Origin of the sequence: Nocardioides sp. Root122 (genome assembly GCF_001425025.1) — a bacterium.
Classification (GTDB): domain Bacteria; phylum Actinomycetota; class Actinomycetes; order Propionibacteriales; family Nocardioidaceae; genus Nocardioides.
Genome location: NZ_LMDE01000001.1, coordinates 279,130 through 294,489, shown reverse-complemented (window position 1 = coordinate 294,489; position 15,360 = coordinate 279,130). Strand labels below are relative to the sequence as shown.

Below are 15,360 nucleotides of genomic sequence, written 5' to 3'. Positions count from 1 at the left end.
TCAGGCGCTCTCGCTGCCGCGACGGAAGCGGTCGTTGAGCCAGGTGCTGGCCGTGCCCATCCACCCGGCGAGGTCGTGCACCACCTTGCCGAGCGTGTCCTGGGTCCGCTCGAAGGACTCGCCATAGCTGGCCGCCGCCTCCTGTGCGGCGGCGGACACCGACGCGCCGTCGTCGTCCTGCCGGCGCGGGTAGGCACCGCCCAGGATCGCGGTGTAGGCGCCCGAGTCGATCCAGCGGCGCAGCTCGGTGGCGCGGACGACGGCGAACGGGTGCGACTGCTGCTGGAGCAGCGAGAGCTTGATGAGGGACTCCCGCACGTCGCCACCCTCGTCGTACTCGGCGCCCTGGGCCAGGAACGAGGTGGTGTCGAGCTCGTCGAGGGTCCCGCCACTGGCCAGCTTCATGTGGGACCGCAGGGCAGCGGTCGGGTCCTGACACGCCAGGACGCCGGCGCGGTCGGCGGACAGCTCGGACTTGCGGGACCACTCGAGGAGGCCGACCGTGACCATCCGGATGCCCAGGGCACCGCCGGGGATGGCGCTCAGCAGGCCACCCAGTCCGAGGAGACGCACCAGCAGCGTGCGGTAGACCGCGTGGCCGCTGATCGCGTGCCCGAGCTCGTGGCCGATGACGAAGCGGAGCTCGTCGTCGTCGAGGTGGTGCACGAGTCCGGACGACAGCACGATGATCGGCTTGTCCATGCCGACGGTGATGGCGCTCAGCGTGGGGTCGGACTGGACGTACATCTCCGGGAGGTCGGTGGCGTCGAGCGCCTGCCCCACCTCGCCGAGGATCCGGTGCAGCCGGGCGAACTGCCGCTCGTCGACCCGCACCGCGGAGCCGAGCAGCGTCAGCCGCCAGGCCCGCTCGCGGAAGACCCCGGACATCGTCTTGAGCAGGACGTCGAAGCCCTTGAGGCGGCGCAGGGCCACCAGGGCGCCCTTGTCCGCCGGGTGCTCCCACGCCCGCGAGCTGATGTCGGTCAGTGTGACGCGTACGCGCGCCGGCTTCTTGTCCCCCGTGTCGGTCATGGCGAGATCCTCGCAGAAGCGCCGTGTCGGTCGCAGCCCTTCGGCCGCCGACACCACCCCGCCTCCCCGGACGTCCGGCAATCACGCAGAAAGGGCCCGAGCGCGGACCGCCCCCATTTACCTTGGGGGGATGATCGATCGTGCCGTCCTCGAGCCGCGGGACTCGAAGACCGCCACCACCTTCGCCGTGACGCTGTGCGTCGTCGCGGGTGGGCTCAGCGCCGTCGTCACCGCGTTCACGCCGCAGGACCTCGCTCCGGGGATGAAGGCTCCCGTGATCGCCACGTCGTTGGCGGTGATGCTGGCCGGCCTGCTGCTCGTCGTGGTGAAGGAGCAGTTCCGGGTGTGGCTGTGGCTGCCCGTGCCGCTTCTCGGCATCGCCGCCATCGTCCTCGCTGACCTCGCCACGCACGACGCCTCGGCCGCGGGGCAGGTCGTCCTCTGTGCCCCGGTCCTCTTCGCCGCCTCGCAGCTCCGAGCACCGGCGGCCTGGCTGGTGACCGGCAGCGCGGTCGCCGCCGACGCTGCGATCGTCCTCGCGCTGAGCCCGCTGGAGCGTGCCCTCACCGACCTGGCCAACGTCGGCGTGCTGTTGGCGATCACCACGTGGCTCCTGGTGCGCGCGAGCGAGCGCACGGCTCGGCTCACGGACAAGCTGCGCGAGCAGGCGGCCATCGACCCGTTGACCGGCCTGGTCACCCGTCGGGTCCTCGACGACGCCGCCCGCAGCGTGCTGACCAGCAACGACGGGGACGGTGGCACCTCCCTGGTCCTGCTCGACGTCGACCGGTTCAAGAGCATCAACGACACGTGGGGGCATCCCGCGGGCGACGCCGCTCTCACCCACCTCGCCGAGGTCCTGCGGGCCCACAGCCGCCCCGACACGGTCCTCAGCCGGCTCGGCGGGGACGAGCTGGCGATGCTGCTGCCCGGCTGTCCCTACGACGTGGCGCTCCGGCGCGCGCAGGAGCTCGTCGAGGCCGTCCGGACGTCCCCGATGACCCTGCCCCACGGCGAGCAGCTGACCCTGTCCATCAGCGTGGGAGTGGCGCACGCCCCGGTGCACGCCGACAACCTGCACGGCCTCTACACGACGGCGGACCTCTCGCTCTACGACGCCAAGCGCAACGGCCGGGGCCGGGTCGGCGGCGTCCCCGAGATCGTCGACGGGACGCCTGCGCGAGGGTGACGGAGCACCGCGGGGCCCGGGCCGACCACGGCGCACCACGCCGCATGCGGTGACCCGCGAACTTCGGCAATCGCCTGCGGCGGACGTCGCGCGCTGACTACGGTCACGCGGTGCCTGTGACCCAGCTCCGACGCCTTCCTCGCCGCCTCGCCGGGACCGTGGTCCTCGCCCTCCTCGCCTCGACGCCGGCCGTCGGCACCGTCGCGCAGGCAGACCCGGCCGACGCGCGGGCGAAGGACACCCACCTGGTCGCGTCGCCCCGCCTGCTCGACGGGCCGGCCCGCGGCGAACGGGCGATCCGCCGGCTCGGCGACCGCCTGCCGGTGGCCGCGGCCCGCAACGACCTGCGTGCCGGCGAGCTGCGCTCCCTTCTGCGCAACGACGCCACCGCGTGGGTGGATGTCGACGGCCGGGCCTACTTCGTCGAGCCCGCCCTCGAGACGAGCGGGCCGGACGCGCCGACGGCGCCCGCGGTGGCTCCGCTCTCCGAGACGTTCACCCTGCACAGCAACCCCGGGGCGGACCTGACGATCTTCCTCGACGTCGACGGAGCCGACGTGTCGGGCACGGCGTGGAACGACGGCGGCGTCACGTCCGGCCAGCACCCTGCCTGGGATCCGGCCGGCGACGGCGCCGGCTTCAGCAACAACGAGCTGCTGATGGTCCAGGAGGTCTGGGCGATCGTGGCGGAGGACTACGCACCCTTCGGTGTCGACGTGACCACCGAGGACCCGGGGGACGACGGCCTGGTGCGGACCGACCCCCTCGACACGACGTACGGCACGAGGGTGCTGGTCTCGCCCAGCGACGACGCACTCACCACGATCTGCGGCGGCGGCTGCGGCGGCGTCGCCTACGTCGGCTCGTTCGACGAGGTCGGCACCTACTACCAGCCGGCCTGGGTGTTCCCCCAGGCACTCGGCGGCGCCAAGAGCGTGGCCGAGGCCGCCTCCCACGAGGCCGGCCACAACCTCGGGCTGCGACACGACGGCACCACGACACTCGGCTACTACGCGGGGCACGGGAGCTGGGCACCCATCATGGGCGTGGGCTACTACAAGCCGATCGCCCAGTGGAGCCACGGGTCCTACCCCGATGCCAACAACTCCGCGCAGGACGACGTCGCGGTGCTGACCGGATTTCTCGGCCGTCGGACGGACGAGGCACCCGACACGGTGGACACAGCCGTCGAGCTGCTCACCGGGACGGCGTACATCACCGCCGCCTTCGACGTCGACAGCTACGCCCTGGGGACCTGCACGGCCGGCAGTGCCGTCACGGTCTCCACGGCCGGCCTCGCGCCGAACCTCGACGTCAAGGCGACGCTGCGGAACAGCAGCGGCACGGTCATGGCGACTGCCGCACCGGTGTCCGGCTACGGCGACGGCATCACCGCGACGGGCGTCGGTGCGACCCTGACCGTCCCGACCAGCGGCACCGGCTGGATCGTCTCCGTCGAGGGGGTCGGCGAGGGCAGCTGGTCCGCGGGCGGGTACGACGACTACGGCAGCCTCGGCGCCTACTCGGTCAGCGCCCCCGGCTGCCAGGGCACCCCGGTCGACGGCGTGCCCAGCGCCCCGCAGTCGGCCGCCACTGCGTCCGCCACGCTGGACAGCCTCGCCCTGTCCTGGAGCACGCCCGCTGACGTCGGCAGCGGTCCGGTCACCGGCTACGTCGTGAGCCGCTCGGGCACCACACAGACCTGGGCGCTGTCCGCCACCGCCCGCAGCCACGTCTTCGCCGGTCTCGTGGCCGCGACGCCGTACACCCTCTCGGTGCGCGCCGTGAACGCGACTGGTGCCGGTCCGGCCGCCACGGTGACGGGCACGACGCTTGCGCCGCCGCCGGCCGCGCCGGGCGCACCGCGCGACCTGACCGGGTCCTACGACGCGGACAGCGACGCGATCTCCGTGTCCTGGGCGGCGCCCGCGAGCTCCGGCACCCAGCCCATCTCGGGCTACGCCGTCTACCTCGACGGTGAGCGGCTCGGCGAGCTCGACCCGGAGAGCCGGGACGCTTACATCACCCACGACTCCGGCTTCGCCGACGGCAGCTACACCGTCGCCGTAGCGGCGGTGAGTTCGGTGGGCGAGTCCCCGCGGGCAAGCACCACGGTCGTCGTCGACGTCCCTGAGGCCGTGCCCGCTCCGCCGACGTTCAGCACAGTGATGTCGGGCGACCGGTCGGTGACGCTGGCGTGGACGGCACCCGCCGCCAACGGCTCGGCGATCACCGGCTACACCGTGATTGCTCGGTCCAGCTGGGAGGACGACCGCACGTACCAGGTGCCCGCCACCACGCTCGGCACGATCCTCACCGGCCTCACGAACGGCGTCACCTACTCGATCAGCGTGACCGCCACCAACGGTGTGGGCACGTCCGCGGAGTCCCAGGCCCTGGCCGTCACGCCCGTGGGGGTCGGCGACACCGGCAACCCGCCGCCCACACCCACGCCCACCCCGACACCCACGCCGACACCCACGTCGGTGCCGACGCCCGCCACGCCGACCGCGGCGGCACCGCTCCGCATGGCTCCGCCGAAGGTGAAGGTGAAGGGACGCAAGGTCACGGTGCGCTGGGCGAGCGCCAGCAGTCCTACCAGTGCCGTCAGGACCTACCTGGTCGACCTCTCCAAGGGGACCGACCGGTCGGCCAAGGGATCGGCCCGCAAGGTGGTGCTGAAGCTGCGGCCCGGGAAGTACAAGATCCGGGTCGCCGCGCTCAATGCCACCGGGTGGTCGCCGTCCAGCCGCTGGGTCAAGGTCCGCGTCCGCTGAGCGGAGCTCAGCCCTCGCGGACCGGGATCCTCACGCCGCGCTCCTCGGCGACCTCGACGGCGCGGTCGTAGCCCGCGTCGACGTGGCGGATGACGCCCATGCCCGGGTCGTTGGTCAGCACCCGCTCGATCTTCTCCGCGGCCAGCTCGGTCCCGTCGGCGACGGTGACCTGGCCGGCGTGCAGCGACCGGCCGATGCCGACGCCGCCGCCGTGGTGGAAGGACACCCACGTGGCGCCCGACGCGGTGTTGACGAGTGCGTTGAGGATGGCCCAGTCGGCGATCGCATCGGACCCGTCGAGCATGGCTTCGGTCTCGCGGTAGGGCGAGGCCACCGAGCCGCAGTCGAGGTGGTCGCGACCGATCACGATCGGCGCCGACAGCTCGCCACTGGCGACCATCTCGTTGAACTTCGCTCCCGCCTTCGCGCGGTCGCCGTAGCCCAGCCAGCAGATGCGGGCGGGCAGGCCCTGGAACTGGACCCGCTCGGCGGCCATGTCGAGCCACGTGTGGAGACGGGCGTACTCGGGCTTCTCCTCGGCCGGGAACAGCTCCTTGATCGCACGGTCCGTCGCGGCGATGTCGGCGGGGTCGCCGGACAGCGCGGCCCACCGGAACGGGCCCTTGCCCTCGCAGAAGAGCGGGCGGATGTAGGCCGGCACGAAGCCGGGGAACTCGAAGGCCCGGTCGTAGCCGCCCTTGCGGGCCTCGTCGCGGATCGAGTTGCCGTAGTCGAAGACCTCGGCGCCGGCGTCCTGGAACTCCACCATCGCGCGGACGTGGGTGGCCATGGACTCCTGCGCACGCTTGGTGAAGCCGCGCGGGTCCTCGGTGCGCTCGCGCTCCCAGTCGTCGTACGCCGTCCCCGCCGGCAGGTAGAACAGCGGGTCGTGCGCCGAGGTCTGGTCGGTGACGATGTCGACCAGCGGGCCGTCCCCCTTCCCGACCCGGTCGAGGTGACGCTCGAGCAGCTCGGGCAGCACCTCGGCGGCGTTGCCCAGCAGGCCGATGGACAGCCCGCGGCGCTCGTCGCGTGCCTCCAGCGCCAGCTCGATCGCGTGGTCGAGGTCGCGCGCCTGGACGTCGAGGTAGCGGGTCTCGAGGCGACGGTCGATGCGGTGCTGGTCGCACTCGATGCAGATCGCGACGCCGTCGTTCATCGTCACGGCCAGGGGCTGCGCACCGCCCATGCCGCCGAGACCGGCGGTGACGGTGATCGTGCCCGCGAGGGTTCCGCCACCCTTCGAGACGTCGCTCGTCCCTCGCGACTCCTCAGGAACCGGGTCGGCCCTGCGGGCAGAGAGCTTGTCGGCGATCGCGGCGAAGGTCTCGAAGGTGCCCTGGAGGATGCCCTGGGTGCCGATGTAGATCCACGAGCCGGCGGTCATCTGGCCGTACATCGTCAGCCCGAGGTCCTCGAGCCTGCGGAACTCCTCCCAGTTGGCCCAGTCGCCGACCAGGTTGGAGTTGGCGATCAGCACGCGCGGCGCCCACTGGTGGGTGCGCATCACGCCGACCGGCTTGCCCGACTGCACGAGCAGCGTCTCGTCGTCCTCGAGGTCGCGCAGGGTGCGCACGATGGCGTCGTACGCCTCCCAGCTGCGCGCGGCCTTGCCGGTCCCGCCGTAGACCACCAGGTCCTCGGGGCGCTCGGCGTTGTCCGGGTCGAGGTTGTTCATCAGCATCCGCAGGGGCGCCTCGGTCTGCCACGACTTCGCGGTCAGCTCGGTGCCGCGCGCGGCGTGGATGGGCAGCCGCGGGTTCTGGTCGTTCACTTCAGGTCTCCGATCACGGATGCGGCGGCCGCGAGCACGGCGCCGGACTGGACGAGGTCGACGGCGGCCTCGATCTCGGGCGAGAGGTGTCGGTCGGGGCCGGGGCCGGCGATGCCGTTGCCGCGGAGCAGGTCCACGACGGCGGCGGTGGCCGGCGACGGGGTGAGCGGCGCCCGCAGGTCGAGGGCCCGGGCAGCGGTGAGCACCTCGACGGCGACCACCCGCGAGAGCCCGTCGACGGAGCGGCGCAGCTTGCGCGCGGCGTTCCACCCCATCGAGACGTGGTCCTCCTGCATCGCACTGGAGGGGATCGAGTCCACCGACGCCGGCACCGCGAGGCGCTTGAGCTCGGAGACGATCGCGGCCTGGGTGTACTGGGCGATCATGTGGCCGCTGTCGACGCCGGGGTCGTCGGCGAGGAACGGCGGCAGCCCGTGGCTGCGCGCCTTGTCGAGGAAGCGGTCGGTGCGTCGCTCGCTGATCGAGGCGACGTCGGCCGCGACGATCGCGAGGAAGTCGAGCACGTAGGCGAGCGGGGCGCCGTGGAAGTTCCCGTTGGACTCGACCGCCTCACCCAGCACGACCGGGTTGTCGATCGCGCTGGCGAGCTCGCGGGCGGCGACGGTCGCGGCGTGCTCGACGGTGTCGCGGGCCGCGCCGTGCACCTGTGGCGAGCAGCGCAGCGAGTAGGCGTCCTGGACCTTGTTGCACTCGACCGTGTTGCCGGGCCCCGTGCGGTGCGAGGCGACGATCGCGGAGTCGGCCATCAGGGCGGTGAGGTTCGCCGCCGACAGGGCCTGCCCGGGGTGCGGCCGGATCGCTTGGAGCTCGGGGGCGAAGACCCGGTCGGTGCCGAGCTGGCCCTCGACGCTCATCGCGGCTGCGACGTCTGCGGTGCCCAGCAGCATCCGCAGGTCGGTGATCGCCATGACCAGCATGCCGAGCATGCCGTCGGTGCCGTTGATGAGCGCGAGGCCCTCCTTGGCGACCAGCTCGACCGGCTCGAGGCCGGCGGCGGCCAGCGCCTCGGCCGCGGGCATCAGGGTGCCGGACGCGTCGCGCACCTCACCTTCACCCATCAGCGCGAGCGCGCAGTGCGACAGCGGCGCGAGGTCGCCGGAGCACCCGAGGGAGCCGTACTCACGCACGACCGGCGTGATGCCGTGGGACAACAGCCCGGCGAGCAGCTGCGCGGTCTCACGGCGTACGCCGGTGCGTCCGGTCGCGAGCGTCGAGAGGCGCAGCAGCATCAACGCCCGCACCACCTCCCGCTCGACCTCCGGGCCGGACCCGGCCGCGTGCGAGCGCACCAGCGAGCGCTGCAGCTGCGCGCGCATCTCGGTGGGGATGTGCCGGGTGGCGAGGGCGCCGAACCCGGTGCTCACGCCGTACGACGGCGTCTCGGCCGCGGCCAGCGTCTCGATCACACCGCGGGCGCGGTCGATCGCAGCCAGCGCGTCGTCGGTGAGCTCGACGCCCGCGCCGTGCCGGGCGACGTCGATGAGGTCCTCGAAGGAGACGGGGCCGACCCCGACCTGGATGCTCTGCATGCCTCCATTGAAGCCGTGGCCGGGCGCGTCCCACCAGAGGGCGGAGCGGCACCGGGGTCTGGGATACGAGACAGCGCCACTCACCCCGGAGGGGGAAACCATTCCGTCCCGGTTGTGGCACGGTCGATCTGGAAGCGGCCCACCCGGGCCGCGGGGAGCAGGTCGTCATGAGCACCACCGCATGGATCATCATCATCGTCGTCGTCGTGCTCGTCGTGGCAGCACTCGTCGCCTGGATGGCGGCGCAGCAGCGCAAGAAGAAGCACGTCGAGCACGCCGAGAACCTGCGCCAGGAGGCGCAGCAGCACGCCACCGAGATCCCGGAGAGCCAGGTACGCGCCAGGGAGGCCGAGGTGGAGGCCGAGCGCGCCCGCCTCGATGCCGAGCGCGCCCAGCAGAAGGCGCAGGAGGCGCAGGTCGCCGCGACCCAGCAGCAGGCGGTCCACGAGGACCGGCTCCGCACCGCCGACGAGGTGGACCCGCGGGTCGACACCAGGTCCGAGGACTACACGCCCGACACGGTCCTCGACGCGGACGACGCCCGTCGGACGGACGGCACCACCGACGGGACGCACCGCGCCTGACGCCACTGTCCTGCCCGCGACGGGGCAACGGTGGGTGATGACGGGCCGCTGACCCGGGTCTAGCCTCGGGGACGAGGAAGACCCGTGCCGGACCTAGTGCTCACTGAGATCGAGCAACGGGCGCTGCGCCACCTGCTGGACGCCCGCCCTTGCCCCGGCTCGCCGCTGCCCTCGCGACGGGTCCTCGAGTGGCTGAGCCTGCTGATCCCGGCCGACGACGTGGTCGCGGTGTTCCAGGACGGCGGGCTGCGCGTCACCGAGGTCGTCAGCCTGGGCCTGTCCGACGCGGACGACGACCCTGCCGAGCCCCACGGAGCACCCTTCTACCTCGGCGTCATGCACTGGAGCCGCAACCCGCGCGCCGCCGAGGCGTGCCACGCCATCGACGGCCTCACCGACGGCCTCGCGCTCGGCTTCCGCAACGGTCCCGACGCCATCGTGCAGGTGGGCTTCGGGCGGGAGCGCAGGTTCTTCGACGAGCACGACCTCGCCATGGCACGCATGCTCACCCCGCTCCTGGCCCGGCTGGTGCGCGAGCGCCCGACGCCCGGCCTCCCCGCGTGCCTCACCGTCCAGGAGCGCCGCGTCCTCAGCCACGTGGCGTCCGGGGCGTCCAACGCGCAGATCGCCGAGGACCTCTTCATCGCGCCGGCCACGGTCCGCAAGCACCTCGAGAACGCCTACCGGAAGCTCGGCGTCACCGGCCGCGTCGCGGCCGTGGCCCGGCTCCAGGGTCGCGACCTCCCGGACATGGACCTCCGCGAGCGGCTCGCCCGCCTGGGCTAGACGGGTGCGGCACCGGGCCGGAAGGTACGCGCGAACGCGTATGGCCGCAGCGCAGCGACCGCCTGAGACTCACGAGCAGGGACATCCCCTCGCGAAAGGCAGCTGCCCATGACACTGAACCGCACCCGCGTCGCCCTCGGCGTCGCCGTCCTGCTGGCGGGATCCGCGCTCTACGCACCGTCCGCCACCTCCGGCGTGCCCGCACCCGGCGGGACGCGGCACACCCATCACGCCCACTCCCACCAGCACTCGCACCCGCAGCCTCCCGAGTCCACCGAGAGCGGGCAGGTCGTGCTGGACTGGGAGCGCGTCGCGTTCACCACGGTCTACCCGGCAACACCGGTCCCCGTCGGGGTGCCGCTCCTCGGCTACACCTCCACCGCGTTGTACGACGCCCTGCGGGCCTCGTCGTGGCGGTGGGACAGCTCCGAGACCGCCGCCGTCGCCCAGGCCGCGCACGACGTGCTCGTCCACCACGTGCCGGCCGCCGCGAGCTCGCTCGACGCCAGCCTCGCCACCTCGCTCGCCGGGGTGCCGGACGGCAGCGCCCAGGACCGCGGCGTGCGGATCGGCGCAGAGGTCGCCGCGCAGCTGCTCGCGGAGCGCGCCGACGACGGCTACCTCGACACGAGCATCCACTACACGCTGTCTCCCGGCATCGGCGTCTGGCAGCCGACGGCGCCGGCCACCGACATGCTCGCCGCGTGGATCGGCTCGATGGACCCGCTCGTGGTCAAGCGGCTCGCCCGGGTCGACGGCCCCGACGCCCTCACCAGCGACGACTACACGACCGACTACAACGAGGTGAAGCTCCTCGGCGGCACCGGCTCGACGGTGCGCACCCAGGCCCAGTCCGACACGGCCGTGTTCTTCAACAGCAACTCCGCCACGATGGTGGGTGACGCCCTCGTGCGCTACCTCGAGACCCACCCCGAGAGCATCACCGAGACGGCCCGGTTGTTCGCCACCGTGCACGGCGCGATGACCGACTCGCTGATCAAGTGCTGGCAGCTCAAGCGCGACGTCGGGTTCTGGCGGCCGTTCCAGGCCATCGCGGGGGCAGCCGACGACGGCAACCCCGACACCGCACCGGAACCGGGGTGGACGCCGTTCCAGCCCAGCCCGCCCTACTCCGACTACGTGAGCGGGCACGGCTGCGTCACGAGCCCCGCCGTCGAGGTGATCCGGACCCGGCTCGGCGAGACGACCCCGCTGGAGCTGCGCTCGGTCAACTTCCCCACTGCGCCCCGCACCTACGCCACGCTGACGCAGCTCGAGCACGACGCCCTCAACGCCCGCATCTGGGGCGGGTTCCACTTCCGCGACGCCATGTCGGACGCGTACGCCATCGGCCACCGCACCGCCCGGGTGGTGATGCAGCGGCTCGAGTGAGGTCGCCGGCGCACGAGATCGCCCGTCGAGGTGGGCAAGTGCGCTGCACACGATCAGGGGTGCTGCCAGACTGGCGGCATCCCTGACTCGTGAAATGAGGAAGTTCCGTGACCACGCTCATCAGCATCACGCTCATCGTCATCCTCGTGATCGCCCTGGCCCTCGTGGTCCCGACGATCCGGCGGAAGAACCGCGAGGCGAACGTCGCGCGCGCCGAGCAGCTGCGGTCCGAGGCAGCCGCGAGCGCCCAGACCGTGCTGCCGCCCGCGCAGGCCAGGGCCGCGGAGACGGAGGCGAACGCCGAGGAGGCTCGCGCGATCGCCGAGCGTGCCGAGGCCGAGGCACAGCAGGCGCGCCTCATGGCCAGCCAGGCCGAGGCGGCGCACGAGGACCAGATCCGGGCAGCGGACCGGCTCGACCCTCGCATCGACCACAAGGCCGACGACTACGTGCCCCAGGTCCCCGGCACCGTCGACCAGGGCCCCACCCCGCCCGCCGAGGTGAACGCCGAGCCCGAGCCCACCACCCCGGAGCCCGCCGCCGAGACCACCGCCGAGACCACCGCGCCGGCCGAGCCGGTGCAGCGGGCCGAGGAGCCCCGGACCGACGAGGCTCCGGCAGACGAGGCTCCGGCCGACGAGACCCGGACCGACGACAGCCGGACCGAGACGCAGGCGCCGAGCACCCCATTGCTGCCGCGCCGCACGCCGGGCGCCAACGAGATGCCCGGCAAGCCGTTGGAGAGCGAGGGTGGCGGCGGCGGCTGGTTCACCCGCAAGGACAGCACCGACTCCTGACCCGGAGCGGCGGCGGCACCCCGGCGCACGACGTGCCACGATCGGCCCCGTGAGCCAGGTCCCCGCAGCCTCCCGCGCCCTGCGCGTGCTGAGGTTCCTGGCCACGCAGGCCGACCCGGTCCCCCTCGACCGGATCCTGCGGGCCTGCGACCTGCCGCGGAGCACGGCCTACCACCTGCTCAACACCATGATCGACGAGGGCTTCGTGGTGCACCTGCCCGACGAGCACCGCTACGGCCTCGGCGTGGCGGCGTTCGAGGTCGGCAGCGGGTTCACCCGACAGGAGCCCCTGGCCCGCCTCGCCCGCCGCCCGCTCGCCGAGCTGGTCGACCGCACCGGCCACGGCGCGCACCTCGCCGTCCTGCACGGCCGCGACGTCCTCTACGTCATCGAGGAGCGCGCGCCGGGGCGTCCGCCACTCGTCACCGACGTCGGCGTACGCCTCCCGGCGCACCTCACCGCCTCCGGACGGGCGATCCTGGCCGCCCTGCCGGCCAGCCAGGTCCGTGCCCTCTACCCGGACCGCGGCGCCTTCGTCGACCGGCACGGCAAGGGGCCGACGTCGCTGAGCGCGCTGCGCACGATCCTCACCGAGACACGCCAGGGTGGCCATGCGACGGAGGACGGCGAGGTGACGCCCGGCCTGCAGAGCGTCGCTGCTGCCGTCCTCGACCACAACGGCCATCCCGTGGCGGGCGTCGCGGTCACCTTCCCGAGCGACGCCGACGCCGACGCCCGCACGATCGCGCGGGCGGTCACGGCCACGGCCGCCCTGCTCACCCGGAGGGTCAGCGGCAGCCGCGCCACGTAGCCCCGGCGGGCACCGCGTCGTTGGGTCCTTCGAAGAGGAGCCGACAAGGAGCCGCCGTGAGCCCGACGCCCCACCCCGTCCAGCGTGTCCTGATCTCCCTGCTGACCGCCGCCGGGGTGGTGACGGCCGGGGTGCTGACCGCCGCCCACGACCCGGCGCCGTCGGGCGCCCTGTCATCGACCTACGACGCCCAGGCCCGGCAGCGCGCCGAGGTCGCGACCGAGCAGCGACCGCACGCCCACCCCGGTGCGAACGGGGCTGCGGGCATCGAGACGGTCCTCGGCGATGGCCACGGTCACGTGCACGACGACCCGAGCACCAAGAACGCGATCAGCCGCAGCGGCGAGGCCGCGAGCGCACCCGACCCGACGACGCCTCGGCAGCGCGCCGAGAGCCGCGCGCGCGTCGCGGCCCAGCGCACGCTCGCCGAGCCCCGCCTGACCCGGGTGCCGCTGCGCAGCCCGCGGCGCGTCGTGCCGGAGAGCAGGTACGCCATGGCGGGCGGCTGCTACTCGCTCGGCGGTGTGCCACTCACCTTCCAGGCAACCGGTCTCGGCTCCTACCTCCTCTACGCCGCCGACCGCACCTTCCTGGCCGCGTCGCCCGGCGGCACCACGTGGGCGGCCTCGCCCTCGCCGGACGCCGACTGGACCGTGCGCGGAGCGGGCCGCGGGCGCTTCACCTTCGCCCTCGCCGACGGCCGCGCCCTGCGTCGTACGACCACCTCGTCCGGGACGGGGTTCGCCACCGGCACCGCCGAGTCCTTCAGGCTCCGCCGCACCGAGGGGTGCACCGCCTTCCCCGAGGTCGAGACCGACGTCAGCGGACGCCCGTTCGGCGGCGCGACGTCCTTCCAGGAGGTGCGGGGCTACGTCGACCCGCACGTGCACGGCCAGACCCACGAGTTCCTCGGCGGCCGCGTGATCTGCAGCCCGCCCTTCCACCGGTACGGCGCTCCCGCCGCGCTCGTCGACTGCCCCGACCACCAGCTCGCCGACGGCCGCGGCGCCCTGCTCGAGGACGTGCTCGCCGGCAACACACCCGGCACCGGGCACGACCCCATCGGCTGGCCGACGTTCTCCTACTGGCCCAACCCGCACTCGCTGACGCACCAGCAGGTCTACTACAAGTGGCTCGAGCGCTCGTGGCGCGCCGGCCTGCGGATCCACACGAGCCTGCTCACCGAGAACCACGTCCTCTGCGCGGTCTACCCGCTGAAGAAGAACTCGTGCGACGACCGCGACGCCGTCCGGCTCCAAGCCAGGGACATGCGCGCGATGCAGGACTACGTCGACGCGCAGTACGGCGGCCCCGGCCGCGGCTGGTACCGCATCGTCACCGACCCGTTCGAGGCGCGGAAGGTCATCAACGAGGGCAAGCTCGCGGTGGTGATGGGGATGGAGACCTCCGTCCCGCTGGGCTGCAACGTCCAGCTCGGTCGGCCGACCTGCACCGAGGAGCAGATGCTCGCCGAGCTCGCCGAGATGAAGAAGCTCGGCGTCAGCCAGATGGAGCTGACCAACAAGTTCGACAACGCGTTCACCGGGGTCGCCGGCGACTCCGGCACCATCGGCCCGCTGACCAACAGCGCCAACTTCCTGAGCACCGGCTCCTTCCTGCGGATGCAGCAGTGCCCCGCGAGCAACCCGCCCGGGATGGAGGACAAGCTGCAGTCGCCCAACCTCGGCGACCTCGGCGGAGGGGCGCAGGCGACGCCTCCCATCGAGAAGGCGCAGCAGGACGCGATCTTCGGCGCGATCTGGAAGCTCTTCGGCGACGTCGGGGTCCAGCCGGCGCCGGTCTACCCGGCCGGTCCGCACTGCAACCAGCTCGGCCTCAGCCCGCTCGGGCAGAAGCTTCTGTCGGCGATGATCGACCAGAGGATCCTCTTCGACCCCGACCACATGAGCGTCGCCGGTCGCAACGCCGCCCTCGACTACCTCGAGCAGCAGCACGCTGCCGGGCGACCCGTCGGCGTCGTGTCGTCGCACTCGTGGTCGACGCCGGACGCCTACCCGCGGATCTACCGGCTCGGCGGGTTCGTGGCGCCGTACGCCGGTGACTCCGCGGGGTTCGTGGACAAGTGGCGCCAGCACCTGGCGTGGACCGACCCGCGGTTCTACTTCGGCTTCGGGTTCGGCTCCGACATGAACGGCTTCGGCGCGCAGGGCGACCCGCGCGGTGCCGGCGCGAGCAACCCGGTGACGTACCCCTTCACGGGGCTCGGCGGGGTCACGGTCGACCGGCAGCGCAGCGGCGAGCGCGTCTTCGACATCAACACCGACGGCGTCTCCCACTACGGGATGTACGCCGACTGGGTCGAGGACGCCGAGCACGTGGCGGGCGCCGAGGGTCCGGCACTCGCCGCCGACCTGTCCCGTGGCGCGGAGGCCTACCTCCAGACGTGGGAGCGGGCGTGGGGCGTCGCGCCCGACTCCTGCCGCAACCCGGGACTGCGGATGCCCGTGCGGGCCTTCACCAGGGCCGCCGACCGCGGCCTCACGACGAGGGCACTGATGCGCCGGGTCGGCCAGCCGTGGCAGCGCCTCGGCACCGAGTTCACCTACTGCGCGAAGCGGCCCGGCAGGAAGCGGGTGCTGATGACGGTCGAGCTCTCACGTGGCGGGACGGTGCAGGCGGTCCGCAGGGCTTGAGGGTCAGGCCGCAC

The 15,360-nt window shown here is 73.0% G+C and carries 11 protein-coding genes; 8 read left to right on the top strand and 3 right to left on the bottom strand.

The window, feature by feature from the left end; all coding sequences use genetic code 11:
* Positions 1 to 1,032, bottom strand: coding sequence for a M48 family metallopeptidase (locus tag ASC64_RS01350; RefSeq protein WP_056905721.1), 1,032 nt, complete (start codon positions 1,030 to 1,032; stop codon positions 1 to 3).
* A 130-nt stretch (positions 1,033 to 1,162) separates the two neighbouring features.
* Here ASC64_RS01350 and ASC64_RS01345 point away from each other — a divergent pair, with 130 nt between their 5' ends.
* Positions 1,163 to 2,221, top strand: coding sequence for a GGDEF domain-containing protein (locus ASC64_RS01345; RefSeq protein ID WP_056905720.1), 1,059 nt, complete (start codon positions 1,163 to 1,165; stop codon positions 2,219 to 2,221).
* A gap of 110 nt (positions 2,222 to 2,331) precedes the next feature.
* Positions 2,332 to 4,998: a fibronectin type III domain-containing protein gene (locus tag ASC64_RS01340; RefSeq protein ID WP_156384947.1), complete on the top strand. Its 2,667-nt coding sequence runs from the start codon at positions 2,332 to 2,334 to the stop codon at positions 4,996 to 4,998.
* A gap of 7 nt (positions 4,999 to 5,005) precedes the next feature.
* On the opposite strand, the gene hutU is transcribed toward ASC64_RS01340, so the two are convergent.
* Together hutU and hutH are read right to left on the bottom strand one after the other, a co-directional pair.
* Positions 5,006 to 6,772 (bottom strand): urocanate hydratase, encoded by a 1,767-nt coding sequence (hutU, locus tag ASC64_RS01335; RefSeq protein ID WP_056905718.1) that lies wholly within the window; start codon positions 6,770 to 6,772, stop codon positions 5,006 to 5,008.
* Positions 6,769 to 8,322, bottom strand: coding sequence for a histidine ammonia-lyase (gene hutH, locus ASC64_RS01330; protein WP_056905717.1), 1,554 nt, complete (start codon positions 8,320 to 8,322; stop codon positions 6,769 to 6,771). The genes hutU and hutH overlap by 4 nt, the downstream gene beginning before the upstream one ends.
* A 167-nt stretch (positions 8,323 to 8,489) precedes the next feature.
* Between hutH and ASC64_RS01325 the strand changes: the two genes are divergently transcribed.
* The 6 genes from ASC64_RS01325 to ASC64_RS01300 all read left to right on the top strand — a co-directional run bounded on the left by ASC64_RS01325 (position 8,490) and on the right by ASC64_RS01300 (position 15,346).
* Positions 8,490 to 8,906 (top strand): DUF2895 family protein, encoded by a 417-nt coding sequence (locus tag ASC64_RS01325; protein WP_056905716.1) that lies wholly within the window; start codon positions 8,490 to 8,492, stop codon positions 8,904 to 8,906.
* Positions 8,907 to 8,990: 84 nt separating this feature from the next.
* Positions 8,991 to 9,692, top strand: coding sequence for a response regulator transcription factor (locus ASC64_RS22450; RefSeq protein ID WP_200937429.1), 702 nt, complete (start codon positions 8,991 to 8,993; stop codon positions 9,690 to 9,692).
* Between the two features lie 108 nt (positions 9,693 to 9,800).
* Positions 9,801 to 11,084 carry a vanadium-dependent haloperoxidase gene (locus ASC64_RS01315; RefSeq protein WP_056905714.1) on the top strand — a complete coding sequence of 428 codons (1,284 nt, stop codon included), beginning with the start codon at positions 9,801 to 9,803 and terminating at the stop codon, positions 11,082 to 11,084.
* Positions 11,085 to 11,191: 107 nt separating this feature from the next.
* Positions 11,192 to 11,881, top strand: coding sequence for a hypothetical protein (locus ASC64_RS01310; protein ID WP_056905713.1), 690 nt, complete (start codon positions 11,192 to 11,194; stop codon positions 11,879 to 11,881).
* 49 nt (positions 11,882 to 11,930) lie between these two features.
* On the top strand, positions 11,931 to 12,692 hold the full coding sequence (locus tag ASC64_RS01305) for an IclR family transcriptional regulator (protein WP_056905712.1): 762 nt from the start codon (positions 11,931 to 11,933) through the stop codon (positions 12,690 to 12,692).
* A 56-nt stretch (positions 12,693 to 12,748) separates the two neighbouring features.
* The gene (locus tag ASC64_RS01300) at positions 12,749 to 15,346 is read left to right on the top strand and encodes a hypothetical protein (RefSeq protein WP_056905711.1); all 2,598 of its coding nucleotides are present in this window, start codon (positions 12,749 to 12,751) and stop codon (positions 15,344 to 15,346) included.
* The last annotated feature ends 14 nt before the right edge of the window (positions 15,347 to 15,360 follow it).

What these genes read in the sequence shown, in the direction of transcription:
- ASC64_RS01315 (WP_056905714.1), top strand. Translation starts at nt 9,801, where the DNA reads ATGACACTGAACCGCACCCGCGTCGCCCTCGGCGTCGCCGTCCTGCTG.
- ASC64_RS01325 (WP_056905716.1), top strand. Translation starts at nt 8,490, where the DNA reads ATGAGCACCACCGCATGGATCATCATCATCGTCGTCGTCGTGCTCGTC.
- ASC64_RS01345 (WP_056905720.1), top strand. Translation starts at nt 1,163, where the DNA reads ATGATCGATCGTGCCGTCCTCGAGCCGCGGGACTCGAAGACCGCCACC.
- hutH (WP_056905717.1), bottom strand. Translation starts at nt 8,322, where the DNA reads ATGCAGAGCATCCAGGTCGGGGTCGGCCCCGTCTCCTTCGAGGACCTC.
- ASC64_RS01350 (WP_056905721.1), bottom strand. Translation starts at nt 1,032, where the DNA reads ATGACCGACACGGGGGACAAGAAGCCGGCGCGCGTACGCGTCACACTG.